Source organism: Kitasatospora sp. NPDC091257 (assembly GCF_044757675.1).
In the GTDB taxonomy this organism is placed as follows: Bacteria; Actinomycetota; Actinomycetes; order Streptomycetales; family Streptomycetaceae; genus Kitasatospora; species Kitasatospora lactacystinica.
Genome location: NZ_JBIVVI010000165.1, coordinates 1 through 10,608 on the forward strand (window position 1 = coordinate 1; position 10,608 = coordinate 10,608).

Here is a 10,608-nt window from a genome sequence, read left to right on the forward strand (position 1 = left end):
GAGGGCGTCGCCACCCGGTCGCCCCATTCCTCGGTCCGGACCGGGACGGTCTCGCAGGGGTGCACCAGAGCGGCCACCGGGTGCTCGGGCGCGTCCTCGCGGGAGACCAGATAGACCGGCGTGCCGCCGGGCCGCATCGGGAAGCCCGTGCCCTCCGGGCCCAGCGGGTCGTAGATCGTGCCGTGGTCGGCGGCCCCCCGGACCAGGCCGATCCGCTCGATCCGCCAGCCGTCGACGCTCCACCTCTCCCCGGACGGATCGGTCAGGGCCGTGATCAGTGCGGGCAGGTACTCGACATCGTCGTAGGACATCCGGTCTTCCCCAGAACTCGTAGGTGCGGGGGAGCGTAGAGCGTGCCTCCGACACCCCGCCCGGCGCGGGCCGGGGAGGACCGGACCGCCGCGTGCGGCCCGCCCGCCGCTGCGCGAACTCTTCGCCGAACTGCTCACCCACCAGGAGGTCGTCCAGCACCTCGCCGACCTCACCGCGGGCACCGACGTGCGCTACGACATGGGCATCACCGACCCCACCCCGCAGTCGGCCGGTTCGCACCGGAGCTGGAACTGACCACCGGGACGGGGAAGGCCAGGATCGCCGAACTCGCCCGAAGCGCCCGGCCGTTGCTGATCGACCTGACCGAGGGCCAGTCGCTGGCAGCCGCACTGGCGGAGGACCAGGACGCCGTCGAGGTCGTCGTCGCGAAGGGCGGCCCGGCCGGCCTCACCGGTCTGCTGATCCGCCCCGACGGCTACGTGGCCTGGGCCGGCGGCTCACCCCGCCCCGACCCGGCCGAACAGGCCGAGCTGAGGACGGCCGTCGGGCGCTGGTTCGCGGTCTGACCAGCAGCAGCAGTGGCAGCCGCCCGGCGCTGCCGGGGTTCCCCAGCGGTTCGCCGGCCGCCGTTACGGGCCGCCCGGGATGCGCGGGCGGGCCGGCACGTCCGCTGCGCCCGCGTGTCGAGCAGCCCGCCCAGCGCGTTCTTTCCGGAAATGGCGGTGGTTCAGGCGTCGGCCCCGATGTGCCAGGACGGTTCGAGGGGGAGCAGGTGTCCCGTCAGGGTGTGGACGTCGGTGGGGACGCCGGCGCGGGCGAGCAGGGCCGGGAGGTGGTGGGTGGTGTAGGCGTGGTGGGCGGCGGGGGTGGTCCAGAGGGTGGTGACGAGGTGGCGCTCGGGGGTGAGGCGGGTGACGGTGCCGCCCAGCATGCCGTCCGCCGCCGCCATGCCCGGGGCCCAGAGCTCGCGCTGGACGTCGAGGAAGTGGTCGGTGCGGCCGGGGTGGAGCCGGCAGTCGGCGGCGCGCAGGACGGTGGCGCGGGCGAGGGCGGCGGGGAGGGAGGGGGCCGCGCCCGGCATGGTGAGGACGACCGGGCCGGTGGCGACCTCGATCCCCGTGCAGCTGGAGCGCTGGTCGGCGTGGGCGGCGGCCCGGTCGTGGCGCTCGCGCATGAAGCGGGTGTACGCGGGCTCGTCGCTCCACAGGGCGAGCAGCAGGGCGCGGTCGGCGCCGGGTGCCCAGCCGCCGGTCTGGCCGACCAGGCCCGGCCGGTCGGAGATCGCCGACCAGCGGCGCTGTCCGGCGGCGAACGCCTCGCGTGCTCCGGGGCGAACCCGGCAGTCGATCCACTTGCCGATCATGCGGGCCATCATGCTGCGGGGAGGCGGCGGAGAGGCAATCGGGCGTTGGTCCCGGGGGCGGTCGGACCAGGGGCGTAGGGCCTGCGTCGGGGGCCGTGGCCTGATGCGGCGCTGACGGGATGCGGTGGTGCCCGGATGCCGTGCTGTCCGGATGTTGCAGAGTCCCGTCATTGCCGCCTTCACTGCCGCCGGGCGAGAGTGTGGGCATGAACGACGCACCCCGCCTGCCGCATCCGGTCGTGATCCCGGTGTTCCCCGGAGTGAACGCGCTGGACGTGACCGGGCGTTCAGAGCGCGGCGACCGGGGGCAGGCGGTCCAGGATGCGTTCCATGCCGCTGGTCCAGTTGGCCTCCAGGGCGGTGACGGCCTGGTCGACGTCGCCCTCGAGCAGGCACTGGGCGATCCGCTCGTGCTCCTCGGCGGCGCGTTCCAGGATCTCGTGGTCGCCGACCACCACCCGCTCGTAGCGGTGCAGGGTGAGTTTCAGCGACTCGATCATCTCGCGCAGCCGGGCGTTGGCGCAGCCGGAGAGCAGCAGGGCGTGCCAGGCGTCGTCGTAGCGCTCTATGGTGCCGTGCGGGGCCTGGGGGGCGGAGAAGGCGCGGGCCTCGGCGAGCAGCCTGGGGGCGATCTCGGCCAGGTGGGCCGGGTCGGAGGTGCGCAGGGCCAGTGACTCCAGCGCGATCACGATCGCGGTGAGGTCGAGGAACTCCTGTTTGCCGGTGGGGGCGAAGCGGAAGCCCTTGCCGCGCTCGCTGGTGATGATGCCCTCGCGTTCCAGGCTGATCAGGGCCTCGCGCAGGGGGGTTCGGCTGACGCCCAGTTCCTCGGCGAGCTGGACCTCGTTGATCGACTCGCCGGGGGTGAACCGGCCGCGGCCGAGCTGCTCCAGGAGTTCGTCCTTCACCTGCTCGCGCAGCGGCCGCCGCTCGATCGCCATCAAACGTCCCTTCTTCCTCGGTCCGTAGCGTACCGGCCGGGCGACGCGTGCCGTCGCCCGGCCGTCGTACGGGGTTGCGGTGCTGTACGGTTCGCGGGCGTCAGGCGGTGCCGGCGCCGTCCACGGCGATGACCGCGCCGCTGACGAAGGCGGCGGCGTCGCTGGCCAGGAAGGCCACGGTCTGGGCGATGTCCCGGGGTTGGCCGATCCGGCCGAGCGGTCGGTCGGCGGCGTCGGTGTAGAAGGCGTCCGGGTTCTCGCCCAGCTGGCGGGCCTCCTCGGCGAGCATGCCGGTGTCGGTGTCGCCCGGGCAGACGCAGTTGACCCGGATGTTGTCCGGGCCGTGGTCGATGGCCATCGCCCGGGTCATGTTGACCACGGCGCCCTTGGAGGCGCAGTAGGAGACGGCCCGGCCGCCGCCCCTGATGCCCCAGCCGGAGCCGGTGTTGACGATGCTGCCGCCGCCGTTCGCGGCCATCAGCGGCACCACGAGTCCGCTGAGCAGCATGATCGAGCGGACGTTGACGGCCATCACCAGGTCCCAGTCCTCGTCGCTGATCCCGGTGACGGTGGAGCGGCGGATGATGCCGGCGTTGTTGAACAGCACGTCGACGCCGCCGTGCTGTTCGACGGTGGTGCGCACGGCCTGCTCGCAGTCGGCGCGCCGGGAGACGTCGCAGCGGACGAAGGTGCCGCCGATCTCCTTGGCGGCCCGTTCGCCGCGTTCGGTGTCGAGGTCGGCGAGGACGACGGCCGCGCCGAGTTCGGCGAGCAGGGCGGCGGTGGCCCGGCCGATGCCGGAGGCGGCGCCGGTGACGATCGCGCGCTTGCCGTGCAGGTCGATCATGGGGAACTCCTCTACAGGGGTCAGGCGGAGAGGCGGTACACGGCGCCGGAGCGGCGGCCGGTGATCACCCGGACGTGGCCGGCGAGGGCGTCGTCCAGGTCGGGGTCGCCGGTGTCGAGCAGCAGCGGGCGCCCGGCCAGGGCGGCGAGCTTCGCCTCGGTGGCGAGCACCAGCAGCCTCTCCCGGCCCGCGGCGCGCAGCAGTTCGGGGGTGAGCTGCTGGTTGCCGCGGCCGAGCAGGAAGCCCTGGCCGCCGATCGGGGAGAGGGCGATGTGGGGGGTGGTGGGCAGGGCGCGCAGCTGGTCGGCCCGGGCGTCGCGGATCAGGATCCGGGCGGCGGTGGCGAGGCCGTCGGAGCGGCCGGGCCCGAGGGCGCTGCCGGGGCCGAGTCGCAGCAGGTCGACGCCGGTCAGGCTGGCGCCGGGCGCGCCGAGCGCGGTGGCCACCGCGTGGGTGGTGCTGCCGGGTCCGAGGAGCAGCAGCCCGCCGGGGCCGACCCGTTCGGCGACCTCGGCGGCGAGGCCGGCGGGTGTCCCCGGGTCGGGTCCGGAGCTGCCGGTCTTGCGCTGCTGCACCCGGGCGGGCAGCACCGGGACGGTCAGCCGGCCGTGGAGCCGGGCGGAGACCCGGCCGGCCCGCAGCGCGGCCTCGTCCCGGTCCACCACCTCGGCGGCCTCCAGGCGCACGCCCCGGCCGGTGGCCCAGGCCGCCGCGACCTCGGCGGCGGCCCGGGGGTGGACGGCGAACACGGCGGAGTGCATCTTGACCCCGGCCGGGATGCCGAGCACGGGCAGGCGGGGCTCGGGCCCGAGGGCGTCCAGGACGTCGCGGGCGGTGCCGTCGCCGCCGCAGAACAGCAGCAGTCCGGCGCCGGCCGCGACCAGGGCGCGCACCGCGGCCCGGGTGTCGTCGGCGGTGGTGTCCGCCGCGCCGGGCCGGTGGACGACGCGTGCGGTGCGGCCGGCGGCCCGGGCGGCGTCGACGCCCATCGCGCCGTCGGCCGTGATCAGGTCCACGTCGGGCGGCAGCCGCCGGAGGGTCAGCGCGGCCCGGGCGACGGCCTGCGGGCGGGCTCCGAGTGCCAGGGCCCGTCGCTGGACCTCGGCGCCGTCGCTGCCCTTGAGGCCGACCCGGCCGCCGAGGCCGGCGACCGGGTTGACCACGAGCCCGATCCGGGGGCTCGGGGCGGAGGTCACGGCTGCTCGCCGAGGACCTTGCGGCGGTAGGCGCGCCAGCTGACCGCCCAGACCGCCGGGTCGTCCAGCGGCTCGTGCCGGATCCGGTGCACGGTGGAGTTGTGCGGCGCGGTGCGGACGGTCTCCGGGTCCTCGTACGCCTCGCGGGCGACCTCGGCGAGGATCGCCGCGTACTCGTCCAGGTCGGCCCGGGAGTAGGACTCGGTGGGCTCCAGGGTCATCGGCTCGGGGACGACGTACGGGTGGTGGCTGGTCCAGTAGTGGGTGCCGAAGTCGGCGGCGCGGTAGCCGAGGTCCTCGCTGTGCAGGCCGGTGTCCTCGTTGAGCTGCTGCCAGCTGTAGCGGACCTGTTCGACCCGGGGGCGCCCCTCGGCGTAGGGGACGGAGACGCCGCGGATCTGCCGTACCCGGTGCAGCAGGTAGTTGTTGTTGAGGACGGCGGTCTCGGCGGCCTCGCGCAGCCCCTCGGCGCCCAGGGCCGTGATCCAGGCGTAGGCGCGCACCAGGTTCGGGACGACGCCCAGGTAGGGGCGGATCTTGCCGATCGAGTCCGGCCGGTCGTCGTCCAGGACGTACCGCTCGCCGTCGAACTCGACGGTGGGGCGCGGCAGGTAGGGTGCCAGCTCGGCGGTGACGCCGCACGCGCCGGCGGCCGGGCCGCCGCAGGCGTGCGGGGTGGAGAAGGTCTTGTGCAGGTTGAAGTGGCACAGGTCGAAGCCGGCCTCGCGGGCCCGGGTGATGCCGAGGATGCCGTTGGCGTTGGCCTGGTCGTAGGCGCACAGGCCGCCGGCCTCGTGGACGATCCGGACGAACTCGGCGATCCGGGGGTTGTAGATGCCGGTGTCCTCGGGGTTGGTGATGAGCAGTGCGGCGGTGCGCGGGCCGACGGCGGCGCGCAGCGCCTCGATGTCGGGGTAGCCGTCGGCGTCGGGGTGCAGGGTGATCACCCGGAAGCCGGCGGTCTTGGCGCAGGCGGCGTTGGAGGGGTGGGAGAAGGCGGTGGTGATGATCTCGTCGCGCTGCTCCAGCTCGCCGCGCGCGGCGTGGTGGGCGCGGATCACCGAGACGTTGGTCCAGATCGCCGCCGAGCCCGCGCCGGGCTGGAGGCTGACCCGGTCCATGCCGGAGATCTCCTTGAGCAGCTGCTCCAGCCGGTGGACGAGTTCGAGGACGCCCTGGACGGTGGAGGCGTCCTGTGCGGGGTGCAGGGCGGCGATCCTGGGGTCGCGGACGAAGGTGTCGTTGACCTTGGGGCTGTACTTCATGGTGCAGGTGCCCTGGCCGACGTCGACGTTGAGGTCGGCGCCGAGGTTCTCCTGGGAGAGCCGCAGGTAGTGCCGGAGCACCTGTTGCTGGCCGAGTTCGGGCAGGGCGGGCGGGGCGCTGCGGCGCAGTGCGGCGGGCAGCCGTTCGGCCGGGTCGCCGACGGCGGCGGTGACGGCGGGCTCGGGCAGCGGGGGCAGGACGCCGCGCTCGCCGGGCGCGCCGAGCTCGAAGATCAGCTTCTCGTCCCAGCGGGCCTGGTGGAAGCGGCGCAGGGCGGGTTTGGGGGCGATCCGCGGGTCCACGGACCCGGTGTTCGGGTGGTTCGTCACTTGACGATCTCCTCAAGCGCGTCGGCGAGGCGGTCGATGTCGGCCCGGGTGTGCAGCTCGGTCACGCAGTAGCGGCCCTGGTGGGGGCCGGCCGGGGTGCCGCCGTGCAGGCCGTGGGCGAGCAGCGCCTCGGAGATCTCGGCGGCGGTGCGCTCGCCGGTGTAGCGGACGGTGAAGTCGGCGAAGTGCACGGCCTGCGGGTCCGCCAGGTCGATGCCGGGGACGAGGGCGAGGCGTCGGCGGGCGTAGGCGGTGTTGGCGAGGATCGTCGCGCCGATCTCCCGCATGCCGTGCGGGCCCATCAGCGCGAGGTAGACCCCGGCGGCGATGCCGTGCAGGGCGGCGGCGGTGCCGACCCATTCCTTGCCCTCCTCGCGCAGCGCGAAGGAGGTGCGCTCGTACGCGACGTCGCCGAAGCCGTACTCGCCGGGGACGTCGGTGGGGGTGAGCCCGAACAAACGGCTGGGGTACTCGGCGACCAGGCGTTCGTCGTCGGCGCTGGCGATGAAGCCCGCGTTGCCGCCGCCGTAGCCGGGGTGGATGCCGAGCGGCTGGAGGTCGCCGCAGGTGAGGTCGGCGCCGAGTTCGGCGGGCGGGGTGAGCACACCGAGGCTGATCGGGTTGACGTGGACGACGGCCAGCGCCCCGGCGCCGTGGGCGAGTTCGATGTACTGCGGCAGCTCGTGGTCCACCAGGCCGTCGTGGTCGGTGAGTTGGGCGTAGACGGCGGCCACGTCGCCCTCGGCCAGGGCCGCCCGGACGGCGGCGGGCTCGGCGGGGACGGGCACCAGCTCGTGGATGCCCCGGACGTAGTCGTGGATCCGGGAGAGCCGGTCCGGGTCGATCGCGCCGACCAGCACCAGCCGGCGCCGCCCGGTGACCCGTCCGGCCATCCGCAGCGCCGTGGCGGCGGCCTGGAAGCCGTCGTACGTCGGCACGTTGACGACGTCGACGGCCAGCAGCTCGGCCATCAGCGACTGGTACTCCCACAGCGCCTGGAAGCGGCCGTGGTCCTCGTACGGCTCGCCCGCGTAGGCGGTGAGGAACTCGCTGCGGTTGACGATCTCGTCCACCACGGCGGGCACGTGGTGGCGGTAGCAGCCGGCGCCGAGGAAGCTGCGGCCCGGCGGGACGGCGGTGTTGCGGGAGAGCAGCTCCTCCATGTGGGCGACCAGCCGGGCCTCGGAGCCGAGCGGCTCGGGCAGTCGCAGCGGGCGGTCCAGTCGGAGGGCGGCGGGGATGTCGGCGTAGAACTCCTCGACGTCCTGGGCGCCGACCGCCGCCAGCATCGCTTTCCTCACCTGCGGGGCGGAGTTGGGGATGTACGGGTGGGTTCGGGGGACGCGTGTGCTCATGCTGGCACCTTCCGCGATTTCAGTCACAAGCCTTGACGGGGTTGTGAATGCTGAGTTCTGTATACAGCATTCGGCATTCACCAGTCGGGAGGCAAGATGTCCGCAGAAACCCGGCACGAAAAACATCCCCAACTCGCCGTCGACCAGGGCGGATTCAGTGCGGGCCCGGCACGCCGCCGGATCCTCGCCGCCGGACTCGCCGGCGGCGCCCTGCTGTTGGCCGGCGCCACCGGCTGCGCGACCGGCGGCGCCGGCGGCACCAGCGCCAAGCAGCTCGCCGGCAGCCCGGGCGCCACCCTCGCCGGGAAGGTCACCATCTGGTCCTGGGACGTCGCCGCCAAGGCCATGCAGCGGCTCGGCAAGGTCTTCGAACAGGCCCACCCCGGAACGACCGTCGAGGTGGTGGACATCGGCTACGACAACGCCTACGACAAGATCACCGTCGGACTCGGCGCCGGCAGCGGCCTGCCCGACATCCTCACCGTCGAGGGCCACAAACTCCCCACCTACATCGGCAACTTCCCGAACGCCCTGGTCGACCTCACCGGCCGCGCCGCCGACCTCAAGTCCCAGTACCCGCAGGCCTCCTGGCGCACCGTCGCGGACGCCCGGGGCCGGGTCCTCGCGCTGCCCTGGGACAGCGGGCCGTGCGCCCTGTTCTACCGGCGCGACCTCTTCCAGCAGGCCGGCATCGACCCGGCGGGCCTCGCCACCTGGGACGACTACGTCACCGCCGGCACCGCCCTCAAGGCCGCCACCGGCAAAAAGATGCTCATCCTGGACGCCAAGCAGGACAGCCTCTTCGCCATGCTGCTCCAGCAACAGGGCCAGCGCTGGTTCACCGACGGCAAAGTGGCCGTCGCCACCCCCGCCGCCGAACGCGCCCTCACCCTGCTGAAACAGCTCGTCGACCGCGACCTGGTGGACTTCGAGAACGGCTGGGACGGGTTCGTCTCCGGCACCCACGACGGCAAGGCCGCCACCACCCCCACCGCCGCCTGGTGGGACGGCACCCTCACCACCGAAATGGCCGACCTCAGCGGCAAGTTCGGCGTCGTCCCGCTGCCCGCCTTCGCCCCCGGCGGCACCCGCACCTCCAACAGCGGCGGCTCCACCCTGTGCGTCACCGCGCAGAGCCGGAACCCGGAGACGGCCTGGGCGTTCCTCTGGGGGCGAACACCACCTCGGCCGCGGTCTCGTCCCACAGGTAGCACGCCTCATCGGGCCGGGTGCGGGCGAAGCCGCCCACCGCCGGCCAGACGCTCCCTCCGACCGTGAGCTCCTCCAGCGGCGAGTACGGCGGGCTGTCCCCCGGTCCGCTCCACGGCCGCCTACCGGTGGCGAACCGCTGCCCCGACGTCCCGTCGGAGACTCCGAGTTCATCACTGATCCGCTCCGGCACCTCCACCGCCTCCACCGACACCCCCTCGTCGGCCGCGGGCACGGTGACCTGGCGGACAGTGGTCAGCACGAGGGCGCCGCGGCCGGGGACGGTCAGCGGGGTGCCGGCCGGCACCGTCGTCCGGGCGCCGCGGGAGCACAGCCGGACGGCGTAACGGGCCGGAGTCGCGGGCGCCGGACGGATCCCCATCAGCCGCAGCAGCCGCATCCGCTGGCCCGGGGTCGTCCGACCGACCCGGTAGAGCAGGGTGTCCACCCGGGCCGCGCAGGACTCCAGCAGGGTGACGCCCGGGTCGGACACGTTGTGGTCGGTCCAGTGCGGAGCCCGGCCGGGCAGGGCGCGCTTGGCCGCGTCGACCATCGCCTGGAACGGCCAGTCGTCCAGATCGGGCACGGGGAGCCCGGGTTCCGCCGTCACGACGTCCCACCCGCCGCGGCCGGGACGGGCTCCTGGGGCAGGGTGTAAAAGGGGAAGACCAGGTTGCGGGGCTCGTTGGTGGCCCGCAGGCGGTAGCGGACGTCGATGTAGAGGACGCCCTCGCGCTCGCTGTCGGTGGCGAAGCCCAGGTCCTCGACCGTGATGCGCGGCTCCCAGCGGTCCAGCGCGGTGCGGACCGCGTGCTCCGCGCGGGCCACGGTTCCCGCGTCCAGCGGCGCGAAGAGCAACCGGTACAGGTCGCAGCCGAACTGCGGGCGCATCGGCCGTTCCCCCGGCACGGTGCGCAGGATGATGCCGATGGCCTCCTCCACGTCCAGGGCGCCCGAGGCCAGAGCGACCGTCCCGGACGGGGTCAGCCGGGCCGGGTGGCTCCAGCCGGCGCCGATGATGTCCGGTGTCGCGGTCGGGGGTGTGCTGTCCACTGCGGTGCTCCTCCTCGTGTGGCCCTGCGGGTGTCATCGGGGCGCCCGCCCCTACGTGCTGCCGCCGTTGCCGAGCCCGGCGTGCTGTTCGATCGATCCGGCCTCGATGCGCACGGTCCCGCCGCGCAGCACGAGCGTGCCATCGTCGCCGGCGTCCACCGTGACCGTCCCGCCCTCGCGCCCGTCGAGCCGCACCAGCACCTCGCGGCCGGGGTCGCCGGCGGTGAGGCTGATGCTGGTCTCCCCCCGGTCGAGGTGGGCGGTGAGCCGGCCGTCGCCGCTGCGCAGCCGCACTCCCCGCGGTCCGGTCTCGGTGCTCAGCAGTTCCACCCGGTCGCCGGTGCGGGCGGCGATGGACCGCCGGTTCGCCCGCCCGCTGGTCGCGTCCACCAGTGGCAGGTCGTCCGGGCTGGGCTCGTCCTTGCCGTTGTAGAGCCCGCCGATCACGTACGGCCGGTCGAGCCGCCCGTGTTCGAAGGCCACCAGCACTTCGTCACCGACCTCCGGCACGAAGACGCCGCCCCCACCGAGCCCGCCCCACTGCACGGTGCGGACCCAGTCGCTCTGGTAACTCTCGGACAGCCACGGCAGTTTCAGGCGGACGGCGCCGCGCCTGCCCTGCCCGGGCTCGCGAATGTCGGTGACCTGGCCGACGGCGACGCCCCGGCTGCACAGCGGCGGCGGGGGCGGCACCACCGGCGCGGGCGGCGCGTCCACCCGGACCTCGGTGAGGTAGCCGTGCTTGCGGTCGTAGGTGTGCCGGCAGGAGGTGGCCG

Annotated in this window: 11 protein-coding genes; 2 read left to right on the forward strand and 9 right to left on the reverse strand. The window is 74.2% G+C overall.

Annotated features, from left to right (window positions below):
* The coding region (locus ACIQOV_RS10630; protein ID WP_401047178.1) for a hypothetical protein at window positions 1-311 on the reverse strand (311 nt) is incomplete at its 3' end.
* Between the two features lie 42 nt (window positions 312-353).
* Between ACIQOV_RS10630 and ACIQOV_RS10635 the strand changes: the two genes are divergently transcribed.
* Window positions 354-839: a hypothetical protein gene (locus ACIQOV_RS10635; RefSeq protein WP_401047180.1), complete on the forward strand. Its 486-nt coding sequence runs from the start codon at window positions 354-356 to the stop codon at window positions 837-839.
* Window positions 840-1,000: 161 nt separating this feature from the next.
* On the opposite strand, the gene ACIQOV_RS10640 is transcribed toward ACIQOV_RS10635, so the two are convergent.
* The 6 genes from ACIQOV_RS10640 to gcvPA all read right to left on the reverse strand — a co-directional run bounded on the left by ACIQOV_RS10640 (window position 1,001) and on the right by gcvPA (window position 7,570).
* Window positions 1,001-1,636, reverse strand: coding sequence for a DUF4937 domain-containing protein (locus tag ACIQOV_RS10640; protein ID WP_401047183.1), 636 nt, complete (start codon window positions 1,634-1,636; stop codon window positions 1,001-1,003).
* Between the two features lie 287 nt (window positions 1,637-1,923).
* Entirely contained in the window at window positions 1,924-2,577 is a 654-nt protein-coding gene (locus ACIQOV_RS10645) for a GntR family transcriptional regulator (RefSeq protein WP_380548517.1), read from the reverse strand.
* Between the two features lie 100 nt (window positions 2,578-2,677).
* A complete protein-coding gene (locus ACIQOV_RS10650; RefSeq protein ID WP_401047186.1) occupies window positions 2,678-3,424 on the reverse strand; it encodes an SDR family NAD(P)-dependent oxidoreductase in 747 nt (248 codons plus the stop codon).
* 20 nt (window positions 3,425-3,444) lie between these two features.
* On the reverse strand, window positions 3,445-4,620 hold the full coding sequence (locus ACIQOV_RS10655; RefSeq protein WP_401047189.1) for an ATP-NAD kinase family protein: 1,176 nt from the start codon (window positions 4,618-4,620) through the stop codon (window positions 3,445-3,447).
* On the reverse strand, window positions 4,617-6,215 hold the full coding sequence (gcvPB, locus tag ACIQOV_RS10660; RefSeq protein WP_401047192.1) for an aminomethyl-transferring glycine dehydrogenase subunit GcvPB: 1,599 nt from the start codon (window positions 6,213-6,215) through the stop codon (window positions 4,617-4,619). Before gcvPB ends, ACIQOV_RS10655 begins: the two co-directional genes overlap by 4 nt.
* Window positions 6,212-7,570: an aminomethyl-transferring glycine dehydrogenase subunit GcvPA gene (gene gcvPA, locus ACIQOV_RS10665; protein WP_401047195.1), complete on the reverse strand. Its 1,359-nt coding sequence runs from the start codon at window positions 7,568-7,570 to the stop codon at window positions 6,212-6,214. The genes gcvPB and gcvPA overlap by 4 nt, the downstream gene beginning before the upstream one ends.
* Before the next feature lie 96 nt (window positions 7,571-7,666).
* On the opposite strand from gcvPA, the gene ACIQOV_RS10670 reads away from it, so the two are divergent.
* A complete protein-coding gene (locus tag ACIQOV_RS10670) occupies window positions 7,667-8,848 on the forward strand; it encodes an ABC transporter substrate-binding protein (protein WP_401047197.1) in 1,182 nt (393 codons plus the stop codon).
* A 537-nt stretch (window positions 8,849-9,385) separates the two neighbouring features.
* Here the strand turns inward: ACIQOV_RS10670 and ACIQOV_RS10675 are convergent.
* Window positions 9,386-9,832, reverse strand: coding sequence for a GPW/gp25 family protein (locus ACIQOV_RS10675; protein ID WP_401047200.1), 447 nt, complete (start codon window positions 9,830-9,832; stop codon window positions 9,386-9,388).
* A 51-nt stretch (window positions 9,833-9,883) separates the two neighbouring features.
* On the reverse strand, window positions 9,884-10,608 hold a 725-nt coding region (locus ACIQOV_RS10680; protein ID WP_401047202.1), incomplete at its 5' end, for a phage baseplate assembly protein V.

What these genes read in the sequence shown, in the direction of transcription:
- ACIQOV_RS10640 (WP_401047183.1), bottom strand. Translation starts at nt 1,636, where the DNA reads ATGATCGGCAAGTGGATCGACTGCCGGGTTCGCCCCGGAGCACGCGAG.
- ACIQOV_RS10650 (WP_401047186.1), bottom strand. Translation starts at nt 3,424, where the DNA reads ATGATCGACCTGCACGGCAAGCGCGCGATCGTCACCGGCGCCGCCTCC.
- ACIQOV_RS10645 (WP_380548517.1), bottom strand. Translation starts at nt 2,577, where the DNA reads ATGGCGATCGAGCGGCGGCCGCTGCGCGAGCAGGTGAAGGACGAACTC.
- gcvPA (WP_401047195.1), bottom strand. Translation starts at nt 7,570, where the DNA reads ATGAGCACACGCGTCCCCCGAACCCACCCGTACATCCCCAACTCCGCC.
- ACIQOV_RS10670 (WP_401047197.1), top strand. Translation starts at nt 7,667, where the DNA reads ATGTCCGCAGAAACCCGGCACGAAAAACATCCCCAACTCGCCGTCGAC.